The sequence below is a fragment of the Streptomyces broussonetiae genome, from assembly GCF_009796285.1.
Lineage (GTDB): Bacteria > Actinomycetota > Actinomycetes > Streptomycetales > Streptomycetaceae > Streptomyces > Streptomyces broussonetiae.
Window position 1 is genome coordinate 8,056,687 of the sequence record NZ_CP047020.1, and the last position, 22,698, is coordinate 8,079,384.

Consider the following 22,698-nt stretch of genomic DNA (forward strand, 5'->3'; position numbering starts at 1 on the left):
TCGCCGCTCAGCTCCGTACGCGGCGGGCGACGCGTCCCGCGACAACGCGGCGCATCCCGGACAGGCCGTCCGTGACGTGCACGGCGAGGCCGCCACTGCTGGTGGCGTACGGCTGGAGCAGCAGCACCCGTCCTCGGCGGCCCATCCGCACCAGCCGCCTGAGGCCGGATCCCGCACGGAGCGGCCTCGTGGTCGACTCGCCGTCCCGGAACGTCAGGGTCACCCAGGCGTCCCAGGTGGTGATCGTGCCGCCTTCGCAGAGCGCCGCCACGTCGGCGGTGACGACGGCACGCCAGCCGTGTCCGTCCGGCCCGGCCTCCCACGCGGCCTCGTACCGGTGTGCCGCGCCCGTCACCCGGTGCCGCAACTCGACGGTCGCCCGCTCCGGGCCGGCGTGCGCGGTCCTGCCGTAGAGGTCGCCCAGTCGTAGTTCGAGCACCAGCCGGCGACCCGCACCCACGTTCCCGAGGGCGTAGAAGGGCAACTGTGCGACAGGGGTGTCGCCGAGACCGTCGAGCACGATCTCGTCCGCTGCCTCGGGGATGGAATCCGCCTCGTCCCACAGCGGTCGCCGCGCGTCACCGGCGTACGGCGGTGCCAGCCGCGGTGGGTCGGCCGCCAACTCGGCCAGCCGCCGGACGTCCACCGCACGGCGCTCGCGGCCGAGCAGCACCTCGGTGCGCCAGCGGGCAGCGGGAGTGGCCCGCCGCACCGCCTCCGTCTCGAAGGCGCCCACGTGCTCGCGGGCGATCCGCCACCAGTCGTCCTGGTACTCCGGCGTGCGCTGCGGCAGTTCACGAAGGTAGACGGCGAGATCGAACTCGAGGAACTTCGTCTGCGCGGCGATCAGCAGATCCTGGTCGCCGCTGCCCCGCATGATCTCCAGCACCTGCTGATGGGCGTTGACCCGGTCCTGCCAGTTCTGGATCCGGTCCCGGCGCAGTGAGATCGAAGCCTGGCCTGTGCCATAGCGCACATGCCAGACATAGACGGTTTCGGGTGTGACGGCGAAGCGCGGCCCGGCCGCGTAGACACGCGCGGTGAACACGAAGTCCTCGTAGTGCGCGGCGCCGTCGGGGAAGCGGATCCGCCGGGACAGCAGGAAGTCACGGCGGTACATCTTGTTCACCGACAGGGTGTCCCACAGCGTCTGCGGGCGCCCGGCCACCCCGTCGTACACGGCCTCCGTCGTGAACAGTGCTTCCTGCCAGGGGATCTCGCGTCCACCGGGCAGCTCGCGCCGGACGCACAGGCCTGCCGTCACATCGGCGCCGTGCCGCAGTGCGACGGCGAGGAGCGTGTCCACGGCCTTCGGCGCAAGCACGTCGTCGCTGTCGAGGAAGACGAGCCACGGGTGGCGGGCCGCGTCGATCCCGTCGTTGCGCGGGGTGCCGCAGCCGCCGCTGTTGACCGCACGGCGTACGACGCGCACGCGCGGCTCGGTGGCTGCGAGCTGTCCCAGTACGTGAGGCGTGTCGTCGGTGGAGGCGTCGTCGACGACGACGACCTCGCCCACCGCATCGCCCTGTGCGAGAGCCGAGGTCACCGCCTGCGCGATGTGCTCCGCGTCGTTGTAGGCGATGACCACCACCGTGACCGCCCCGTCCTGTGCGCTGGACAACTCTGCTCCCGTTCGTGCGGTCGATGAACTCCTACATTATGTAGGACTGCAGTCAGGACGTGTTCAGGTTCCCGCTGGCACAGTCGCGCAGTATGTCAACACCTTCCTCACCTCACTCGGCTGACCAGCCACGACGACGGACCGCCCCGGCGCATCCCCTGCGCCGGGGCGGTCAACAGGCCCCTCCCCCCTGTGACGGTTTCCCCCGATACCGTTGAAGCGGCAAGGAGGCATGAGCCTGATTGTCAGGATTTCGCATCAAAGACCTGCTGAACGGCTCGACCAGGCAACCTCCGGTCCTGGCGCGTCCATCCAACCGGACGGAACTGACCTTCTTGCCCCATCGGGGCAGTACCAGCCGGAGCAGCAAGATGAGGAATCCACCTGCCGGGACCCACCGGTCCAAGGGCCGGCGCCGCACGTCCCGGGCCCGACGTCGGATCATCGGGGCGGCGTCCGCGGCCACGCTCGGACTGATCGCCTGGCAGGTGATGAGCCACTACGAGATCCCGCCGTTCACGGACAAGGGCGACCCGGTCACCTACGACCGGGCCGCCGACGGCGCGCAGGACGGCAAGGGCGCGAAGGCCGCCGACTCCAAGTCGCTGATGCCCACGGGCCCCAGGGCCGAGTTCAAGAACGTCAAGACCCTGAGCGACGGCACCCACGTCAGCGTCGTCACCCTGGACGGACCCAAGTCCGGGTTCAAGGGCAAGGTGTGGGTCTGGGCGCCCAAGGAGTACCAGGACGCGAAGTTCGCCGCGAGCGGCTTCCCCGTGATGATCGCCCTGCCCGGTGGCCCCGGCAACGACAGCAACTACTGGTCGGTGGGCGAGTTCGGCCCGGACCGGCTCTCGCTGGAGAAGAGCGTCTCCAAGTGGTACGAGCAGGGCAGGAGCAAGCCCTTCCTGCTGGCCATGCCGATCCTCAATCCGGGCCCGGACACGCACGGCATCTACTGGGACGCCAGTGACATCCCCGACCAGCCGAAGATGGGCACCTGGCTGACAGAGGACGTCCCGGACCTGATGAAGGCCAACTTCCGTACGATCAAGGACCGTGCGGGCTGGAGCTACATGGGCTCCTCCACCGGCGGCTTCGCCAGCCTGAAGGCCGTCCTCAAGCACCCCGACAGGTTCAAGACGGCCATCGCCAACGGCCCCGACATCGTCCCCGACTCCCCGCTGTGGCGGGGCCACGAGAAGGAGATGGCGGAGAACAACCCCAAGGTGCTGGCCAAGCGGCTGGCGGCCACGAAGGGGCCGGACGTCTACGTCGCGTTCCAGGTCGGAACGAGGGAGAACCCCGTGACCGTCAACGCCGTCAAGAACTTCATGGCCGCCTACGGCAAGGGCCCCGTCCACACCAAGCTGTGGGAGATACCCGGCGGCACCCACAACGGCGCCACCTACCTCAGGGAAATGGAGGAGCCCATGCAGTGGATCAGCGAGCAGATGGAGGGCCCCACGCCGTCCTCCTGAGCCCACGAAGGATCACAGAGATCCCACAAGAACCGCCCCTACGGTGCCGCGACGGAAGTCGGCAACGAGGGGGGAGCACCGTGGACCGTTCACGTCGTCTGGGCGGACGCTACTGTCTGGAACAGGTCCTGGGTCAAGGGGGGATGGCCGAGGTGTGGCTGGCGTACGATCTGCTGCTGTTCCGCCAGGTCGCCGTGAAGACGCTCCGGCCGGAACTGGCGGCCGATACCGAACACTGGGCGCGTTTTCGCCGTGAGGTCGTCTCGGCGGCCCTGCTGGGCCACCCGTCCGTCGTCGCCGTCTACGACGCGGGCGAGGACACGATCGACGGCCACCTCGTCCCGTACCTCGTGATGGAGTACGTCAAGGGCACCACGCTGCTCCAACTCGTGCGCGAGGCACCGGTCGTCGGGCCCGAGCACGCCCTGGAACTCACCGCCGACGTGCTGGAGGCGCTCGACCACGCCCACCGCCACGGCATCGTCCACCGGGACATCAAACCGGCGAACGTCATGCTCTCCCACGAGGGCACCGTGAAGGTGATGGACTTCGGCATCGCCCGCTCCGTGGACCGGGCGGGTACGACCCTCACCCGCACCTCGGTGGTGGTGGGCACGGCCGAGTACCTCTCGCCGGAACAGGCCCGGGGCGAGCAGGTGGACATCCGCACCGACCTGTACTCGACCGGCTGCCTGCTGTACGAACTGCTCACCCGCCGCCCCCCGTTCACCGGTGACACCCCGCTGGCCGTGGCCATGAAGCACCTCTCGGAACCGCCGGTGCCCCCCTCTGCCCACGCCCCGCAGCTGCCTGCCGCCTACGACACCCTGGTGCTGCGCGCCCTGGCCAAGGACCGTGCCGACCGTTACCAGAGCGCCGAAGAGATGCGCGAGGCCATCGGGAAGCTGCTGGCAGGCAGCGACACGGCCGCCCCCTCGGCGCTGCCGGCGCCACCCGCGACGGATCGGCACACCCGGGTGCCGCCGCCCCCGGACCCCCGGAAGGAACGCCCCGTGCGCCGCCGGCGCATCCGCCGGCCACTGCAGGCGATGGCGGTGCTGCTGGGGGCCGCCGTGTGCACCTACGCGATCACCGGGTACCACGCTCCTGCTCGTCCCCGGGTCGCGGCACCCTCGCTGATCGGCGAGACGATGACCGAAGCCCGCTCGAGCGCCGCGGCAGCCGGCGTACGCGTCCAGCCCATCCGGCACCGAGCCTGCCCTCGCCCCGGCACGCCCGTCGGCCGCGTATGCGAGCAGACACCCTCGCCCGGCAGCCAGGTGCCCGGTCATACCGTCCTGCGGGTCGTCCTGTCCCAGGGCGCACCTCGACAGAGGTAGAGGTCCCCGTGGGCCACGGTCGCGGCCCGCGGCCCACGGAAGAGGCCGAGCCCTGATGGTTACTGGCCGGTAGATTTGGCTGGTCATGCACTCCCGGGGGCCACGTGAGTCTCTCTAGGCTCCGATCACCACACCGGATGGATGCCGTTGGGGCATCACGGTCCGATCCGAGCCTGATGGGGACACCGATGACGGGTTACGGCCGTATTCGTGCGCACCTGGTCCGGGGGAGGCTGGCGGGCGCGGCGGCGGTGACCTCGGTCGCCCTGTGCGCGAGCATCGGCACGGTTCCCGCCGCAGCCACCACTTCTCCTGCGCGGTCACAGGCCGCCGTCACCGCCGGGTCGTCCTTGCGCCTGGTCGACATCCCCATGAAGGACGGCGTGGTCCTCAAGGCCGACGTCCTGACGCCCGCCGCCGGAACACCGGGCGCCGACTCGCGCGGACGTCATCCGGTGATCGTGCAGCCCGCCTCCTGGGGGCAGAACGACCTGGAGTACGTCGCTCAGGGCCGGAAGCTGGCTGCCGACGGCTATGTGGTGGTCACCTACACGGTACGCGGATTCTGGCTCTCCGGCGGACGGGTGGACGTCGGCGGGCCCACGGATGTCGGCGACGTCTCTACCGTCATCGACTGGACCCTCGCGCACACCGAGGCCGACCCAGGGCGCGTCGGCATGCTCGGTCTGTCACTGGGCGCGGGCATGTCCCTGCTGGGTGCCGCCTCCGATCCGCGGATCAAGGCGGTGGCCGCACTGAGTGCTTGGGGTGACCTGGTCAGCTCCCTCTACAGCGGGCAGACCCGGCATCTGCAGGCGGCGGCACTGCTCAACGCCCTGCAGGCGCCAACCGGCCGTCCGGGCGCGGAGTACGCGCAGACTCTGGCCGACCTCTATGCCAATCGCGACATGCAGGCAGTCGTCAAGTGGGCCAGGACGCGGTCTCCCGAGACCTATGTGGATCGCCTCAATGCCCACGGTACGGCGGTCCTGCTGGCCAACGCGTGGAGCGACAGCATCTTCAACTCCAGCCAGATCGCGTACTTCTACCAGAAGCTGACCGGCCCCAAGCGCCTGATCATGCGCCCCGGAGACCACGCCACCCAGGAACTGACCGGATTCCTCGGCCTGGACAACGCGACATGGGCGGACGCACGTGAGTGGTTCGACCAGCGGCTCAAGGGCGGCGGCGACACCTCGGGTGGCCATGGCGCACCGGTGGAACTGCACGTCAGGAACGGAAGCGGTGTAGAGGACTATCCCAGCTGGCAGGCCGTGGGTTCACGGACCCGGTCACTGCCGCTCGGCCCTGAGGACGCCCTCGGTACCGGTACGCTCGACGGTCCGGCCGACACCGGATGGCACACCACGATCACCGGTGGCATCGATTCCGGAGCGGACGCCGGGGTCACCGAACTGTCCGGGGTGCTCGACCAGGTCGCTGAGCTGCCGCCGAGCGTCGAGGTTCCGCTGCTGCCCCGGTTCGCTGCCGCCGTCTGGCAGTCGGCGCCCTACCCGTCCGTCCAGCGCATCCGCGGTCAGGCCGTGCTGCACACCACCGTCACCTCCTCCGCGTCGCAGGGCACCGTCTTCGCCTACGTCTACGACGTGAACGCCCTCGGCCTGGGCAAACTCGTCTCGCACGCGCCACAGAGCTGGTCCGGCCACACTCCGGGGCAGGCCTTCCCGCTCGACGTCGCCCTCTTCGACACGGCCTACGACCTGCCGGCGGGCCACCGGCTGGCCCTCGTCCTGGACACCGAGGACCCCGCGTACGGCGGCACCACCCCGCCCGGCAGCGACGTCTCGTTCAGCTCCCCGCAGGCCGATCCGTCCCGTCTGGTGCTGCCCTTGCGCCGACCGGTCCTGGCGAGTCATGGCGCCGGGACGGCCAAGTGAAATACATCAGGGCCGTGTCCGTCGGCTCAGATGGCTCCGACGGGTAGGTTTCCTGCGGCCCGCGTCCACGGGAAAGTCCTGTGGGCGTCCCTCGAACGCGGATACCCGTCAAGCCCTCCTCCCAAGGAGAGAACACGAGACATGTCTGCACAAGAATCTGCGCAACACCCGCCCCAGCGCATCGGCGTCGTGGTCGAGTCCGTTTCCGGCGAGACGCGGGTCGCGGCCACGCCGGCGACGGCTCGTCAGCTGCTGGCCCTCGGGTACGAGGTGGTGGTGGAGTCCGGGGCCGGTGCCGCCTCCGGCTTCGGCGACCAAGCCTACCTCGATGCCGGCGCCAGTATCGGCCAGGCCTGGAATGCGGATGTCGTCCTGAAAGTGAATTCTCCCTCCGACACGGAGGTCACCCGGCTGCGGGAGGGCGCGACCGTGGTCGCCCTGCTGGCCCCCGCACAGAGGCCCGAGCTGCTGCGGACGCTGGCCGCCGCCGGGGTGACGGCGCTGGCGCTGGACGCTGTGCCACGCATCTCGCGGGCCCAGTCGATGGACGTGCTGTCCTCGATGGCGAACATCGCCGGCTACCGGGCGGTCATCGAGGCCGCGCACGTCTTCGGCCGGTTCTTCACCGGCCAGGTCACCGCGGCGGGCAAGGTGCCACCGGCGAAGGTGCTGGTCGCCGGCGTGGGCGTGGCCGGTCTGGCGGCGATCGGCGCCGCCTCCAGCCTCGGCGCGGTCGTACGGGCCACCGACCCGCGGCCCGAGGTCGCGGACCAGGTGAAGTCGCTGGGCGGCGAGTACCTCCCGGTGGACGTCGCGCAGGAGACGAGCACCGACGGCTACGCCAGGGCGACCTCCGCCGACTACGACCGTGCCGCCGCCGAGCTGTACCACCGGCAGGCCGAGGACGTGGACATCGTGATCACCACTGCGTTGATCCCGGGCCGGCCGGCGCCGCGCCTGCTGTCCGCCGAGGACGTGGCCGTGATGAAGCCGGGCAGCGTCATCGTCGACATGGCCGCAGCCCAGGGCGGCAACGTCGCGGGCACCGTGCCGGGGCGCGCGGTGGTCACCGACAACGGGGTCACCATCATCGGCTACACCGATCTCGCCTCCCGGCTGCCCGCCCAGGCCTCACAGCTCTTCGGCACCAACCTGGCGAACCTGCTGAAGCTGCTCACTCCGGGCAGGGACGGGCAGTTGGCGATCGATTTCGACGACGCCGTGCAGCGGGCCGTGACCGTGGTGCGGGAGGGAGACATCACCTGGCCGCCGCCTCCCGTGGCGGTCTCGGCCGCCCCTGCCGCCCCGCCGCAGACCGAGCCCGCCGAGCCCGCGCCCAAGCAACTGTGGCTCACGCCCGCGCGGCGCTTCGGCCTGATCGGGCTGGGCATGCTCGTCATGTTCCTGATGGTGGCCTTCGCACCCGCCCAACTCGCAGGGAACTTCACCGTGTTCGCCCTGGCGGTCGTGATCGGCTACTACGTCATCGGCAAGGTGCACCATGCTCTGCACACACCGCTGATGTCGGTGACCAACGCGATCTCCGGCATCGTCGTGATCGGCGCCCTGCTGCAGATCGGGCACGAGAACCGGTTCGTCACCACGTTGGCCTTCCTGGCGATCCTGCTGACGAGCGTCAACGTCTTCGGAGGTTTCGCCGTCACCCGCCGCATGCTGTCCATGTTCTCGAAAGGCTGAGCCGACATGACCTCACTGACGGCATCCCACGCGGCCGACCTGGTCGCCGCCCTGTTGTTCATCCTCAGCCTGGCCGGCCTGTCCCAGCACCGCACCTCCCGCGCCGGCGTCGTCTACGGCATCGCCGGCATGGCCCTCGCACTCGTCGCCACGGTCGTGGTGGCGGCCCGGAGCATCACCGCCGGGGCGGTGGCCCTGATCGTGCTGGCGATGGCGCTCGGCGCGGTGATCGGCCTGTGGCGGGCCCGCCGCGTCGAGATGACGCAGATGCCCGAACTGATCGCGGTGCTGCACAGCTTCGTCGGCCTCGCCGCGGTACTGGTGGGCTGGAACAGCTACCTGGAGGTGGAAGCCCACGGCAGGGCACAGACTCGGATCGACGCCGACCTGCTGGGAATCCACCACGCCGAGGTGTTCATCGGCATCTTCATCGGCGCGGTCACCTTCACCGGCTCGATCGTCGCCTTCCTCAAGCTCTCGGCGCGTATCAAATCCCGTCCGCTGATGCTGCCGGGCAAGAACGCGCTGAACCTCGGTGCGCTCGGCGCCTTCGTCGTACTGACCGTCTGGTTCACCATGAGTCCGAACCTGGCGCTGATGATCGCGGTGACCGTGCTGGCACTGGCGCTCGGCTGGCACCTGGTCGCCGCGATCGGCGGCGGCGACATGCCCGTCGTCGTCTCGATGCTCAACAGCTACTCGGGCTGGGCGGCGGCCGCGGCCGGCTTCCTGCTCGACAACAACCTGCTCATCGTCACCGGCGCGCTGGTGGGCTCCTCCGGTGCCTACCTGTCCTACATCATGTGCAGGGCGATGAACCGGTCCTTCCTCTCCGTCATCGCGGGCGGTTTCGGCATCGAGGCGCCCGCCGGCCGCGAGGAGGAACAGGGCGAGCACCGGGGGGTGCAAGCCGCGGAGGCGGCCGAGATGCTCGCCCAGGCCCACTCCGTGATCATCACCCCCGGTTACGGCATGGCCGTCGCCCAGGCCCAGCACCCCGTGGCGGAGCTGACGCGCCGGCTGCGCGAGCGGGGCGTCGAGGTCCGCTTCGGCGTCCACCCCGTTGCCGGGCGCCTGCCCGGGCACATGAACGTCCTGCTGGCCGAGGCGAAGGTCCCGTACGACATCGTCCTGGAGATGGACGAGATCAACGACGACTTCGCCGGTACCTCGGTCGTGCTGGTCATCGGCGCGAACGACACCGTCAACCCGGCCGCGATCGACGACCCGGCCAGCCCGATCGCCGGCATGCCGGTGCTGCGGGTCTGGGAGGCGGACCGGGTCGTGGTCTTCAAACGCTCCATGGCATCCGGCTACGCGGGCGTGCAGAATCCGCTGTTCTTCCTTGACAACAGCAGCATGCTCTTCGGCGACGCCAGGCAGAGCGTCGAGGGCATCCTGGCCGCGCTCGGCACCGACGGTTCCCACGGGACGGCCTCGGCCGCGCGCCAGACGACGGCGGCAGGCCGGTGAGCCGTGTCGGTCCGGTGCGTCATCCGGTCGCGTTGCCCGAGACCCACTGGGTCCAGGGCACGTTCCAGTCGCTGAGGCCGTTGTCCGGGGCCAGCCTGGTCTTGTCGTCGGAGTTCTTGACGATCACGACGTCACCGGTCATCGAGTTGTCGAAGAACCACGCGGCGGGCTGCCCGCCGTCGCCGCCGCCCTTGGCGTCCTTGAGGCCCACACAGCCGTGGCTGGTGTTGGCCTTGCCGAAGACCGAGTCGGCACCCCAGTAGTTGCCGTGGATGAACGTGCCGGAGTCGGTGAGGCGCATGGCGTGCGGTACGTCGCTGATGTCGTACGCGGGCTTGCCGTCCTTCTTCGTGAGGCCGACGCTCGCACCGTTCATATGGATCTGCCCGAACTTCTGCGAGATGACCATCCGACCGTTGTACGTCGGGTGCTCGGGGCTGCCGGACGAGATCGGGATGGTCTTGATCGTCTTCCCGTCCCGTACGACGGTCATCTGCTTCGTCCTGGCGTCGACGGTGCTGATCTGGCTCCGGCCGATCTTGAACGTGACCGTCTTCCGGACGCCGTGGCTCGTGAGCTGGACGGTGACGGTGGAGCCGGGCTTCCAGTAGGTCTCGGGGCGGAAGTCCAGGCGGTTGCCGTTGAGCCAGTGACCGACGACCTGCTGCCCGCTGCTGGAACTGACCCGGATCTTCGACTCCACGGCGGCCTTGTCGCTGATCGCCTTGTCGAAGGTGACCGTCACCGGCATGCCCACGCCGACGGTCGAGCCGTCCATGGGGGAGAGGTGCCCGATGAAGTCGTTGGCCGGCGAGACCGTGGTGATCGTGGCGTTCCCGGTGGCGGGGCGCCCCTGGGCGTCCTGGGCCTCTGCGGCGACCTGATACTGGGTGGCTTTCGCCAGCCGGCCGTTCGGGTTCCAGGACGTTCCGTCTGCGGACAGGGTGCCCGGGATCTCGGTGCCGGTCGCGACGGCGGTCATGGTCACCTTGGTGAGCTTGCCGTTGCTCACCGTGACCTTGACGGGGCCGGTGATCCCGACGTTGTGGGCACCTTCACCCGGCGTGATCCCTATTCGGGCGTCGGAGGCGTCCTGGGCGCCCGCCCGACTTGCCTGCGCCTGCGGCTTCGGACTGTTCCCGGCGTTGTTTCCGCTGGTGGCAGCATTGCCGGTACCGGCGAGGGCCGTGAGTGCGAGGACGCCGCCGAGTGTGCCGGCCGTAGCCATCAGCCTGGTATGTCGCTTACTTGGCGTGATCAAACACTTCTCCTATGCCGCTGATCGTTGAATCCCGGAAACCGGCCACCGGAGGAGCGGCAACCGGCATCAAATTCCACTTTTACCCATTGATCCGCCCTGAAGGGAATGAATTGTGGCGTATTCCACGCGCCGTGAGAGCGTCGCCGAGGCTCTGCTCGACGGCCGGACGGCGCGTGTTCGTCTGCTCTCTCGAAGCCCGCGGGGAGGGCGGGCTCAGTCGACTGCGGACTGCTGGATGGCGGTTGCCACGGCGCCGAGGAGTTCGGAGCGCTGCCTGAGCGTGCTGACGCTGATGGTGACGGCGTTGGCACTGGCAGGCTGGGCGTAGCGGTTGACGGACTCGCGCACGCCCTGTGCCAGGGGCTCCCCGGCGGCGCTGAGGTCGCCGCCGAGGATGATCGCTGCTGGGTTCAGGCAGTTGACGAGGTCGGCGAGGACCAGGCCGAGGGTGCGTCCTGCGTCGGTGATCACCCGGGCGGCAGCGGGCCGGGTGGCCAGGTCTGCCAGTGAGGGCGGACCTTCGCAGCCCGGGCCGGGTCGATCGGCCGGATGCTCGGACGGCAGGACGTGCGCCAGCTGACGGCGTACCTCGGTGATGGAGACGACTGTCTCCAGGCAGCCCCGGTTGCCGCAACGGCACAGGTTGGACGCGCCTTCCAAGTGGGTGCGGCCGATCTCGCCGGCGATCCCGCTGGAACCACGGTAGGTACGCCCGGCCAGGACCAGCCCGGCTCCGATGCCATGGGATGCCTTGATGCAGAAGAAGTCGTCGACGCAGCGGGCGGCGCCGAAGGCGTGTTCCCCGCGGCTGCCCATGTCGGCGTCGTTGGCGACGAGGATCTGGTGGCCGAACCTGCGCGAGAGTTCCTCCGCCGGGTTGAGGCCGATCCATTCATCGAATTCCGCCATTCAAAGGAATAAAACAGAGTCACTTTACGACTCTTGACGGCCTTATTTCGCCGACCATAGCGTGGACTTCCGCAAGGCACCAGGAACCGTGCAGCGCCCCACTCGTACCGGGCTTTCAGGACCGAACTCCGGCGTACGGGTGGCGACTTCCCCGATCTGCCCCGCATCGCCGACGCGATCAACCGGCCACCGGTCGGCCGAGTACGCCGCTGAACCGCTCAAGGACGTTTCCGTCCCGACAACCGACACACGCAGGCTGTGCGGTACGTCCCCGGATCCTCCGCACAGCGCCGTACCCCTCACTTGGAGTGTTCCGCATGCGTAAGGCGAGACTCGCGGTCGCGGTGGCGGCTGCCGCTCTGACTTTGCCTCTGGCGGTCCCCGCAGTCGCCGGAGCACAGTCCGCACGCAGCTCCGCCGGGGCGAGACCCTGGCTGGACTCGTCCCTGCCGGTGGAGAAGCGGATCGAGCTGCTGCTGGCGCAGATGACGAACGCCGAGAAGGCGTCCATGATGACGGCGGTCGACAACCCGACCGGCTCGCACGCCACCGGCTACACCCCGGGGGTCGCGCGGCTGGGCGTTCCTGGTCTGCAGTTCAGCGATGGACCGGGTGGTGTACGGGACGGACAGCCGGCCACCGCGCTGCCGTCGCCGGTGTCGCTGGCATCTTCGTTCGACCCCGAAGTGGCCAAAGGCTACGGCACCGTGATGGGCACGGAAGCCAAGTCGCGCGGCTATCAGGTGCTTTACGGCCCGATGGTCAACATCGTGCGGACCCCCCTGGGCGGCCGGGACTTCGAGACGCTGGGCGAGGATCCCGAACTCGCGGGCGACATCGCCTCCGCCGAGATCCGCGGCATCGAGGCCCAGGGCGTCGCCGCCCAGGTGAAGCACTACGCGGGGAACAACCAGGAGAACGCACGCCAGACGTCCAGCTCCGACATCGACGAGCGCACACTGCACGAGATCTACCTGCCGGCCTTCGAAAAGGCCGTCAAGGACGGCAAGGTCTGGTCGGTGATGTGCGCGTACAACAAGGTCAACGGCGTCTACGCGTGCGAGAACGCGCAGATCCTGCGGGATGTGCTGATAGACACCTGGAAGTTCGACGGGGTGATCGACACCGACTACCCGGCCAACCACTCCACGGTCGCCTCCGCGCTGGCGGGCCTGGACCAGGAGTTCAGCGGCACGACGTACTTCAGGCAACTGCCGGCCGCGGTGCAGGCCGGGCAGGTGCCGCAGTCCGTGCTGGACGACGCGGTCCGCCGCATACTGCGACTGGAGTTCCGCACCGGGCTGTTCGATCCGCACACCCCGCCGACGGCGGACTTCGAGCAGGACAGCCTCTTCGCCCGCCGGGCGGCCGAGGACGGCAGCGTCCTGCTCAAGAACGACAACTCCACCCTGCCACTGGACACCGGCAGGCTCACCTCCCTCGCCGTCATCGGCCCCAACGCCGACACCGCGGTGACCGGCGGCGGAGGCAGCTCCGCGGTCACCCCGTACAAGAAGGTGGACCCGGTCAGTGGCCTGAAGGCGAGGCTGGGCACCTCGGGCGACGTCAACTACGTGAAGGCGGGCAGCGACTCGGGCCGGCCCGTCATCCCCGCTTCCGCCCTGAGCGGCCTGAAGGGTGAGTACTTCACCAACAAGTTCCTCGACGGGACCCCCGCACTGACCCGCGACGAGACGAACATCGACTTCGACTGGAACACCGGCTCTCCGGCGACCGGCATCCCGGCCGACGGGTTCTCCGCCCGCTACACCGGCACACTCACCGCACCGGTCACCGACACCTACACCTTCTCCGCCACCAGCGACGACGGCAGCCGCGTCTACCTGGACGACAAGCTGATCGTCGACAACTGGAGCGACCACGCGGCACAGACCGTCACGAGCGCACCGGTCCAGCTCAAGGCGGGCGAACACCACAGCATCCGGGTGGAGTACTACGAGAACGCAGGCGACGCCTCGGTCAGCCTCGGCTGGTCCGCCCCCACCCTTCCCGATCCCGGGATCGCGGCAGCCGTCGCGGCCGCGAAGAACGCCGAAGCCGCCGTCGTGGTCGTGGGCGACCACTCCGGCGAGGGCTCGGACCGCACCACGCTGGCGCTGCCCGGCACCCAGGACGCCCTGATCGAGGCGGTGGCCGCAGCCAACCCCAAGACCGTGGTCGTGCTGCGCGCCGGCGCCCCCGTACTCATGCCGTGGCTGGACAAGGTCCCGGCGGTGCTCGACATGTGGTACCCGGGCCAGGAGGACGGCAACGCGCTCGCCGCGCTGCTGACCGGTGACGCCGAGCCCGGCGGCCGGCTGCCCGTCAGCTTCCCGACGACGGACACCCAGACCGCGACCGCGGCCGCCCCCGGCCGCTACCCGGCAGTCGACGGCGTCTACGACTACAGCGAGCAGCTGGACGTGGGCTACCGCTGGTACCAGGACACCGACCGGACTCCGCTGTTCCCCTTCGGCTACGGCCTGTCGTACACCACCTTCAAGCTCTCCCACCTGAGGCGCGACCCCGGCCGAGTCACCGCCGGCGCAGGCACCAGCAGCAAGATCACACTGAGCGTCGACGTCACCAACACCGGCAAGCGGACCGGCTCCGACGTCGTGCAGGCGTACATCGGACACCCCAAGAGCGCGGGCGAGCCCCCGAAGGAACTCAAGGCATTCGCAAAGGTCACGCTGAAGGCCGGCCAGACCAGGAACGTGACGCTCACCCTGGACGGCGACGCGCTGCGCACCTGGGACTCCAACGCCCACGCCTGGACCGTCCTCGACGGCACCTCTCCCGTCCACGTGGGCGAGTCCTCCGCGGACACCCCGCTCGCCACTTCGGTGACCGTCAACAAGACCCTGGGCACCCAGTACACCTCGGTCACGGCGGCCCACCTCACTGAGCCGGGCAGCACCCGGACGGTCAAGCAGACCTTCACCGACACCGGCGACAGCGCCGTCCGCGGCCTGAAGCTCTCGCTGGCCGCGCCCCACGGCTGGAGCGTCCAACCGGACACCGCACAGAACTCCGTGCCCACCGTCGTCCGGCCCCACAGCTCGATCAGTACCACGTGGCGGGTGACCGCGCCGACCGGCGCCGCCGGTTCGACGACCCTCACCGGCAACGCCTCCTTCACCCTGAACGGCAGACAGACCCGCAGCGCCGACGCGGTCACGGTCGTGCCGTACACCAAGCTGTCCGACGCCTTCGACAACCGAGGCATCACCGCCGACGGGAGCGCGACTCCCGGCAACCTCGACCCGGGCGGGTACAGCTTCTCCGCCTCGCAACTTGCCGCAGTCGGCTACACCCCCGGTGTCACCGTCGGCGCGAACGGGCTGTCCTACCAGTGGCCCGACACACAGCCCGGCCAGTACGACAACGTGGCCGCGGCGGGTCAGGCCGTCGACGTGCACGGCCGGGGAAGCAGGCTCGGGCTCCTCGGCACGGGCATCAGCTCCACGCACTCCGGCACGGTGACCGTGACCTACACCGACGGCACCAGCGCCGACATCCCGATCACCTTCCCCGACTGGTGGAGCAACGCCGCGAGCGGCAACTCCCAGCTCGCGGTCACCACCGCCAACTGGCACCGGCCTCCCGGCGACACCATCGGCGACCACGCCGTCAGCCTCTACACCACCGGCGGCGCCCTGGACCCGGCCAGGACGGTCGCGACGATCACCCTGCCGAACGACAGCGGAATCCATGTGTTCGCCATCGCCATCGGCTGAGCGGACGGGCTGAGTCCGCCCACCGAACCTGATGTTGCCCGCCCCGCTCCGTCCCGCTCTCGCTCGGAGCGGGACGGACAGCGCTGTGGAGCGCTGCACTTGGCTGCGTGCACGACCGAGGTCGGTTACGTTGGTAAAGCACCTGGCCAGCGGGGGGTAACAAGCCGTAATCCACTGAGGACGCTCCATGACCGGCCTGATCGTCGTCCTACTGTTGGTGGTCGTGGCCACAGCGGTGGCGACCGGTGCCCGGCGCTGGAGCCTGCCCGCCCCCTCGCTCCTCGTGGTCGCGGGTCTCGTCGTGGGGTTGGTGCCCGGGGTTCCCGAGGTCCGCCTGCCGCCTCACGTGATCAACGTTCTGGTGCTGCCGCCGCTGCTCTACGCCTCGGCCGAGGAGATCTCCGTCCGCGACCTGCGCACCGTATGGCGGCCCGTGACCGGCCTGGTCTTCGGCCTGGTCCTCGCCTCGGCCGTCGCCGTCGGGTATGTGGCCCATGCGATCACCCCGCTCACCGCCGCCACCGCGTTCATCCTCGGCTCCGTCCTGGCCAGCACCGACCCCGTGGCCGTGACCGCGCTCGGCCGGCGCCTGTCTCTTCCGCCGCGCGTGCAGGCCATGGTGCAGGCGGAAAGCCTGTTCAACGATGCCACCTCACTGGTCCTGTACAAGGTCGCCGTGGCCACCGCGGTGTCCGGCAGCGCCATCAGCGTGCCCGGGACCGTTGTGGAGTTCCTGATCCTTGCAGGCGGAGGAGCCCTCATCGGGGCGGCGCTCGCCGCAGTGGTGACCTTGATCCGCAGACGCACCGACGACCCCATGCTGGAGACCGTCATCGCGTTGGTCGCTCCCTACGCCTCCTACGTCATCGCGGAGCAGTCGCACACCTCCGGCGTGACCGCCGTCATCGTGTCCGGGGTCGTCCTGGGCAGCACCGGCCACAAGCTCAGCAACGCCCCCGTCCGCCTCCAGGTCCGTGCCGTCTACGACACCGTGACCTTTCTGCTGGAGAGCGTCGTCTTCGCCCTGATCGGTCTCGAGCTTCCCTCGGCCGTCCGGCAACTCGCGCGCGACGAACACGGCTGGCCGCTGTGGGTGCCGGTGATCACCTTCACTCTGCTGGCGATCCGCCTGCTGTGGATCTTCCCGCTGTCCGCCCTGATCCACCGCCGGCACCTGGAGGCCGACAACCGCCTCTCCTGGCGCGTTCCGGCCGTCCTGTCCTGGGCGGGCACCCGCGGCGTCATGCCACTGGCAGCCGCACTCTCCATCCCCCTGGTCACCCACACAGGGGCGCCGCTGCCGCACAGGGCGCTCGTTCTCACGCTCACCACCGGAACCATCGCCCTCACGCTCATCTTCCAGGGTTTCACCCTGGCCCCCGTCGTCCGCCGCTCCGGCATCGCTCTGGAACCGGAGCACACCGCCCGCGAGGAGGCCCGCACCCGCCGTCATATTGCCAACGCCGCTCTCGACGAACTCAAACTGCTCGGCGATCCGGATCAGCTCGCGGATCTGGGTGCTGCTGCCCAGGCCGCCCTGATACAGGCCCGCCGTCACCTGGAAGCGCGCATCCACCAGGTTGAGGACGCCCACTACAGCGACCCGGACGCCCGTCCTGCCGACGCCTACCGCGAGATACGCCGGACACTCATCGCCATCGAGGTGGCCGAACTTCAGCATCTCTACGAAGCGAACAAGATCAGCAACGCCACCCGGCGCCGGATCCAGCACGAACTCGACCTCGAGGAAGCCAGCCTCCGCCCCCGTGACTGACCGATCCTGCCGACCGTGAACGCCCCGTCGGGACGAGCCCGAAGGTGGTCGATGACCATGCGGCGGAGCGCTCCGGCCGAGAGGCGCTTCTTCTCACCCGGCAGCGGGGCGGCCGGTGCCGTGGTCGGCCGTCAGGGGATGGCTCCTGGTTCCGGACACCGCCGTCTCGCCCGTGGACCTCACCACTGCCCATACGCGCGCTCATGCCAGGCGCTCGTCCTTGACGGCCAGCTCCCGGTCGCCCTGCCGGTAGCCCACGGTGCGAATGCCGAGCGCAGCCTTGAGCTGTCGGGCGGGCACGACCTGGGGAGTGGGGGCGGGGGCCCGTCCCGGCTTCGGCAACGGGTAGGCGGTGGTGGTGGCGGAGTGGAAGGTGATGTTGCCCTCCGTCTTGGTGAACAGCTGGTGGACGTGTCCGTTGAGACAGGTCACCGAGGAGAATCGGCGCAGGAGCGCGATCACCTTCAGCGCGTCGTCCGTACTCCAGCCCCACTGGGGGTACATGGCGAACAGAGGGATGTGGCTGAAGACCACGATCGGGGTGTCCGAGGACAGTCCCGACAGGTCCTTGCGCACGAAGTCGATCTGCTCGGTGCCGAGGTGACCCAGTTTTTCCAGGCTCAGGGTGTTGACGAGGGCGACGAAGTGCACTCCGTGGGTGTCGAAGCTGTACCAGCCGTCGCCGAGTGTGCCGCTGCCGAAGATCTGGCGGTATGCGCGGCCCGCGTCGCCGATGGAGTCGTGCTCGCCGGGCACGGTGAAGACGCGGTCCGTCCGCAGCCTGGTCATCATCTGCCTGACCTGGTCGAACTGGTCCGCCGTGGACAGGTGGGTCAGGTCGCCGCTGTGCATGACGAAGTCGGGCCGGAAACCGAGCGCGTTGACCTGGTCGATCGCCTTGGTGAACGAGCCGGCCACGTCCGTGTTCGCCGGCCCGTGGAAGCCGATGTGACTGTCCGAGACCTGAACGAACCTGAGGGCGCCGCCCGTTGCCGCGACGGCCTCGGCGCCCGTGCCCCGGGGGCCGGCGATGCGGCTGGTCACCTCTCCGGCGGCCACGGTCAGCACGACGGCCCCGCCGAACCATCCCGCGTGTCGCATGAGTTGACGCCGTGACATGCCGTGCTCCCCGGCAGGCTGGTCGGCGGCACCGTCCGGGACGGGGTCCTGCGCGTCACGGTACCCGGTCATCGGGTCACCTCCACCTCTGCCGTCATGAAGGGATGGATGGTGCAGAGATAGGCGTAGGTGCCCGGTGTGGTGAACCGGTAGCTGTAGGTGGCGTGGGTGGCCAGAGCGGGCGAGTGCAACGGTCCGCCCGATCCGGTGCTGGTGACGGTGTGGGTGTCGGTGTCCTGGTCGGTCCAGGTCACCGTCGTGCCCACGGGGACCTTCAGCGTGGCCGGGGAGAACGCGAAGTTCCTGATCGTCACGGCGACCCCGCTCACCGGCGCATCCGGCGCATCCGTCGAGCCCGTCCTGGGCGGGCTCATGGGCATGCTCATGCTGGGCATTGGCGAGGTGGCGGGTGCTGTGCCCGTCGGGTGCCCCGGCGCGGAGGCACCGGGCATCCCGGCCACCTGACGCTGACCTGGGCCGGCCGTGATGGCGCCGACCGCGGTGGAGTGCGAGGAGTGGCCGCAGCCGCCCAGAAGCCCGAGGGCGGTCGCCGTCACGGCGGTGAGCCCGACCGCGACGCGTGATCGTCCACCGGCGTGACCAGAGTTCGGGTCCATGGTGTTCGTTCCTTACCGATCAGAAAGAGGGAAGGTGGTGGCCGAGCGCGTGCGACGGTCCGGCGCGCGGAATCCACGTGCGACGGCCGCGTCCTTGGCACCGGCCCCGGCGAGCGGGGGTTCGCAGTGCGGCGGCCTTGCGGTGGCAGTGCCACGACGCTCAGCGACGATGTGCCGCTTGTCTCGGCTCTTGTCCGACTTCACGGGCAAAGGTTCCGGCCGGTTCGACTGGTACGCGCCTTTTATTGGCTCTCTTTGCGATCTCCCCGGTCGAACCTGTCGCCACGGACGTCATGTGGCACGACAAAAGCGCGTGTATGCGTAATGATCGATTTATGCCATGGAGTGCCCGAAAACATGGTGAAACGGCCGATACGGATCGCTCTGCGGACCGTGTCTCTGGTGAAGGGGCCATTTCGGCCAGGGACGAGGAACTGATCCGCACGCTGTATGCCGAGCACGCGGGTCCCCTGTTCCACTACGCGCTGCGCCTGACGTCAGGAGACCGGCAGTGGGCCGAGGATGTCGTACAGGAGACGCTGCTGCGGGCGTGGCAGCACCCCGCCGCGTTCGAACCCCGACGCGGGCCTGCCCGGGCCTGGCTGTTCACGGTCGCCCGGCACCTGGTCATCGACGCCCACCGGGCCCGGCAGGCCAGGCCGGCGGAGACCGGCGGCGAGGCCCTGGAACGGGCTGCCGATCAGGCGCCGGGCGAGGACCCGATCGAGCAGGCGCTGCAGAGCTGGGCGGTGGCCGACGCCATCCGGACGCTGTCCCCGGACCACCGCGCCGTACTGGTCGAGACGTACTACCGGGGCCGGACCATGGCGGAGGCCGCGGGCGTGCTGGGCATCCCGCTGGGCACCGTCAAGTCCCGGACGTACTACGCCCTGCACGCCCTCCGGCTTGCGCTGCAGGAACGAGGCATCGAGCCATGACCGAGGCGTGGAGGAGGTGCCGGCCGTGAACGCGGACCACGACGCCCTGCGGATGGCGCTCGGAGGGTACGTCCTGGGCGCGCTGTCCCCGGCCGAGATGGAAGAGGTACGCGCCCACCTGGAGACATGCGACGCATGCCGCGCGGAACACGAGCAGCTGGCCGGACTGCCGGCGCTGCTCGAGATGGTCACGGAGGCCGAAGCGGCAGGCCGGACGGTGCCCGTGGGCGACGAGGACCTGGCCGACCGCTTGGTGCGGCGGGCGGCCGAGAGCGTACAGGCCACACCGGGGGCACCGTCCGGCAGGTCCGCGGCGCCGCAGGAGGCCGGGGCAGGATTCATCGACAGGCTGCTTCAGCAGGCCGCGGCCAGGCGCCGCAGGACCTGGCGGCTGCAACTGGCCGGCGCGGTCGCCTCCCTGATGCTGGTCGCGGCGGCAGCGGTCGGCGGCACCTGGCTGGCGACCAGTGCCTCCGTGACAGGGCAGGGCACACAGCCCGGACCTGCGGCACCGACTCCGTCGCGCACCTTCTCCGGAACCGATTCCACCACCGGCGTCACCGCCTCGGTGAAGGTCTTCTCCTCGGCCTGGGGCAGTGTCCTGCAGGTCTCGGCCCACGGTGCGCCGGCCGGTGTGATCTGCCGGTTGCAGGCGGTCGGGACCGGCGGGACCAGAGAGGCCGCCGCCACCTGGCGAGCCGGCGCGTACCCGCCCGGAACGAAGATTCCCGGGGCGGTCCCCATGGCTCCGGGAGCCATCGACCGCTTCGAGATCATCGCCGGGAACGGCCAGAAGCTGGTCACGATCCGGGCGTGAGGTCGGCCGTAAGCGGTCGGAAGCGGCAAAAGCTGGAAAAGGTGCGAATCCCTCGAACCGTATGTCGCTTGCGTGCGTATTACCAGATGAGTGCTCACGTGCCGGTTCCGGTGTACCAACCCCGACCGCCTCCTCGTTCTTGACGGTCCTTGCCCCGATCCAGCCTTCGCACCCACACAGAAGAGCCAGAAGACCATGTTTGTGACCGATTCCGAGTGCATCAGCTCACGGCCCTGCTCCCATCGGGCGACGCTGACCCTGCCTGCACGGGAGGCGCATGTGTCCGCCGCGCGTCACTTCGCGGCGGATCTGCTGGAGTGCTGGAGCGTTCCCGAGAACGAGCGTGACTCCGCCGTGCTCATCGTCGACGAACTCACCGCCAACGCCGCGCAGTACGGCCGCGAGTGCATGACGTTGGTGCTCGTCCTCGACCACGGCGCCCTGTACATCGTGGTCAGCGACTCGGGAACCGAGGTGGAGCGCGTTCCGCACGATGCCGCCCCGGACGAACACGGCCGCGGCACCGGCATCGTCAGGTACCTCGCCCAGTCGACCGAGATCCACGAGACGTGCGGCGGCCGGGAAGTCCGCGCCTGCCTCCGGTGCTCGGCATGACCGGCCCCGTCCCGGGCCGCGCGGCTCTTCGGCGGCTGCTCGACCTGCCGTCCTGACGAACGGACCAAATAGTAGATCTGTACGCCCTGTACGCCGTGGAGTGATATCTACGGATCCGTTGTTTTTGGGCAATTAAGATCCACTTCCGTGACGGAAGGTCAGAATATTCGAGCAGTTGACGGCGCGGCTGACGTGGTCATCCTCGGCGCCGGGCCGGCCGGGCTGGTGCTCGGCAATCTCCTCCACAGGGGCGGGATCGACTGCGTCATCCTGGAGCGCGCCAGTCGCGCGCACGTCCAGACCCGCGCACGTGCCGGCTTCCTCGCCGCCAACACCGTACGGATTCTGGAGCGACACGGCCTGGCCGAGGGTCTGCACCGGCGCGGCCGGGCGCACGGTACCTGCGAGTTCCGCACCGAGGGCGGCGGTTTCCGCCTGGACTACAGCGGCCTCGGGCTGGGTGAGCAGCACACCGTCTATCCGCAGCAGTACCTGGTCACGGACCTGCTGACGCAGTTCCTGGATGTCGGCGGCCGGATCCACTTCGACACCGAGGCGGTGTCCGTGCTCGGAGCGCACTGCGCCCGGCCCTCCGTCACGGTGCGCGCGCCGGACGGACGCTGCGGCCCATGGCGAGCCCGATACGTCGCCGGCTGCGACGGCCGGCACGGCGCCGCGCGACGCTCGCTCCCGCCCGGTGCGGTCCGCCGCCACCACCGCGACCACGGCGTGTCCTGGCTCGGCCTGCTCGTCGAAGCACCGCCGAGTCTCGACGCCGTCGGCTACGCGGTGCACGACCGGGGCTTCGCCGGTCACATGGCGCGCACCCCCGACGTCACGCGCTACTACCTGCAGTGCGAGCGTGACAGCCCGGCCGACACCTGGCCCGAGGACCGGATCTGGGACGAACTCGAGCTGCGGATGCACGCCGCGGACCACGGCCCGTTGCACCGGGGCCGCATCGTCCAGCGGGCCGTCGTCAGCCTTGAGTCCGACGTACTCGAACCGCTCCGCCACGGAGCGCTCTTCCTCGCCGGCGACGCCGCGAGTGTGATCAGCCCGTCCGCGGCCAAGGGTGCGAATCTCGCGGTGCTGGAGGCGGAGATCCTCGCCCGTGCCCTGATCGACGACCTCGGGCACGGCGACGGCCGGGGGCTTGCCCGCTACTCGGCTCAGTGTCTGGCACACATCTGGCGTGCGCAGGACTTCTCGCAGTGGATGACCCAGCTGCTGCACGGCCCATCCGGCTCGGACGGTGAGTCGTCGTTCCACAACTCCCTGCGGCGTGCCCGCATCGAGTCGCTGCGCACGTCCCGCAGTCAACAGGACTGGTTCGCCGAGAACTACGTCGGCGTATGAGCGCGGTTCCGCCCGAGCACCGAAACGAGGATGCCTTC

17 protein-coding genes are annotated in these 22,698 nt (G+C 69.6%); 12 read left to right on the plus strand and 5 right to left on the minus strand.

Going from position 1 to position 22,698, the window contains the following annotated elements; genetic code table 11:
• Positions 1-7: 7 nt before the first annotated feature.
• Positions 8-1,621, minus strand: a complete 1,614-nt coding sequence (locus tag GQF42_RS36840) for a glycosyltransferase family 2 protein (RefSeq protein WP_158927181.1) — start codon at positions 1,619-1,621, stop codon at positions 8-10.
• A 371-nt stretch (positions 1,622-1,992) separates the two neighbouring features.
• Here GQF42_RS36840 and GQF42_RS36845 point away from each other — a divergent pair, with 371 nt between their 5' ends.
• The 5 genes from GQF42_RS36845 (at position 1,993) to pntB (ending at position 9,511) form a co-directional block, all read left to right on the plus strand.
• On the plus strand, positions 1,993-3,102 hold the full coding sequence (locus GQF42_RS36845) for an alpha/beta hydrolase (RefSeq protein ID WP_158927183.1): 1,110 nt from the start codon (positions 1,993-1,995) through the stop codon (positions 3,100-3,102).
• 80 nt (positions 3,103-3,182) lie between these two features.
• The gene (locus GQF42_RS36850; protein WP_267906158.1) at positions 3,183-4,442 is read left to right on the plus strand and encodes a protein kinase domain-containing protein; all 1,260 of its coding nucleotides are present in this window, start codon (positions 3,183-3,185) and stop codon (positions 4,440-4,442) included.
• Positions 4,443-4,630: 188 nt separating this feature from the next.
• Positions 4,631-6,340 carry a CocE/NonD family hydrolase gene (locus GQF42_RS36855; protein WP_158927187.1) on the plus strand — a complete coding sequence of 570 codons (1,710 nt, stop codon included), beginning with the start codon at positions 4,631-4,633 and terminating at the stop codon, positions 6,338-6,340.
• Positions 6,341-6,481: 141 nt separating this feature from the next.
• Positions 6,482-8,038 carry a Re/Si-specific NAD(P)(+) transhydrogenase subunit alpha gene (locus GQF42_RS36860; protein ID WP_158927189.1) on the plus strand — a complete coding sequence of 519 codons (1,557 nt, stop codon included), beginning with the start codon at positions 6,482-6,484 and terminating at the stop codon, positions 8,036-8,038.
• Positions 8,039-8,044: 6 nt separating this feature from the next.
• Positions 8,045-9,511 (plus strand): Re/Si-specific NAD(P)(+) transhydrogenase subunit beta, encoded by a 1,467-nt coding sequence (gene pntB, locus GQF42_RS36865; protein ID WP_199272924.1) that lies wholly within the window; start codon positions 8,045-8,047, stop codon positions 9,509-9,511.
• Positions 9,512-9,530: 19 nt separating this feature from the next.
• Here the strand turns inward: pntB and GQF42_RS36870 are convergent, their stop codons facing one another.
• Positions 9,531-10,739: a L,D-transpeptidase gene (locus tag GQF42_RS36870; RefSeq protein ID WP_199272925.1), complete on the minus strand. Its 1,209-nt coding sequence runs from the start codon at positions 10,737-10,739 to the stop codon at positions 9,531-9,533.
• Positions 10,740-10,985: 246 nt separating this feature from the next.
• Entirely contained in the window at positions 10,986-11,681 is a 696-nt protein-coding gene (locus GQF42_RS36875) for an ROK family protein (RefSeq protein ID WP_158927193.1), read from the minus strand.
• A gap of 317 nt (positions 11,682-11,998) precedes the next feature.
• On the opposite strand from GQF42_RS36875, the gene GQF42_RS36880 reads away from it, so the two are divergent.
• Both GQF42_RS36880 and GQF42_RS36885 read left to right on the plus strand, forming a co-directional pair.
• Positions 11,999-15,421, plus strand: coding sequence for a glycoside hydrolase family 3 C-terminal domain-containing protein (locus tag GQF42_RS36880; RefSeq protein ID WP_158927195.1), 3,423 nt, complete (start codon positions 11,999-12,001; stop codon positions 15,419-15,421).
• A 187-nt stretch (positions 15,422-15,608) separates the two neighbouring features.
• A complete protein-coding gene (locus GQF42_RS36885; RefSeq protein ID WP_158927197.1) occupies positions 15,609-17,195 on the plus strand; it encodes a Na+/H+ antiporter in 1,587 nt (528 codons plus the stop codon).
• A 201-nt stretch (positions 17,196-17,396) separates the two neighbouring features.
• On the opposite strand, the gene GQF42_RS36890 is transcribed toward GQF42_RS36885, so the two are convergent.
• Both GQF42_RS36890 and GQF42_RS36895 read right to left on the minus strand, forming a co-directional pair.
• Positions 17,397-18,386, minus strand: coding sequence for a metallophosphoesterase family protein (locus GQF42_RS36890; protein ID WP_158927199.1), 990 nt, complete (start codon positions 18,384-18,386; stop codon positions 17,397-17,399).
• A complete protein-coding gene (locus GQF42_RS36895; RefSeq protein ID WP_233273832.1) occupies positions 18,383-18,643 on the minus strand; it encodes a plastocyanin/azurin family copper-binding protein in 261 nt (86 codons plus the stop codon). The genes GQF42_RS36890 and GQF42_RS36895 overlap by 4 nt, the downstream gene beginning before the upstream one ends.
• Here GQF42_RS36895 and GQF42_RS46370 point away from each other — a divergent pair.
• The 5 genes from GQF42_RS46370 to GQF42_RS36915 all read left to right on the plus strand — a co-directional run bounded on the left by GQF42_RS46370 (position 18,573) and on the right by GQF42_RS36915 (position 22,660).
• A complete protein-coding gene (locus GQF42_RS46370) occupies positions 18,573-18,779 on the plus strand; it encodes a hypothetical protein (RefSeq protein ID WP_233273862.1) in 207 nt (68 codons plus the stop codon). The two genes, GQF42_RS36895 and GQF42_RS46370, sit on opposite strands and share 71 nt — an antisense overlap.
• Before the next feature lie 487 nt (positions 18,780-19,266).
• A complete protein-coding gene (locus tag GQF42_RS36900; RefSeq protein ID WP_158927201.1) occupies positions 19,267-19,869 on the plus strand; it encodes a sigma-70 family RNA polymerase sigma factor in 603 nt (200 codons plus the stop codon).
• A gap of 25 nt (positions 19,870-19,894) precedes the next feature.
• On the plus strand, positions 19,895-20,686 hold the full coding sequence (locus GQF42_RS36905; protein ID WP_158927203.1) for an anti-sigma factor family protein: 792 nt from the start codon (positions 19,895-19,897) through the stop codon (positions 20,684-20,686).
• A gap of 279 nt (positions 20,687-20,965) precedes the next feature.
• The gene (locus tag GQF42_RS36910; protein ID WP_233273611.1) at positions 20,966-21,301 is read left to right on the plus strand and encodes an ATP-binding protein; all 336 of its coding nucleotides are present in this window, start codon (positions 20,966-20,968) and stop codon (positions 21,299-21,301) included.
• A 192-nt stretch (positions 21,302-21,493) separates the two neighbouring features.
• The gene (locus tag GQF42_RS36915) at positions 21,494-22,660 is read left to right on the plus strand and encodes a 4-hydroxybenzoate 3-monooxygenase (RefSeq protein WP_158931026.1); all 1,167 of its coding nucleotides are present in this window, start codon (positions 21,494-21,496) and stop codon (positions 22,658-22,660) included.
• Positions 22,661-22,698 lie beyond the last annotated feature (38 nt).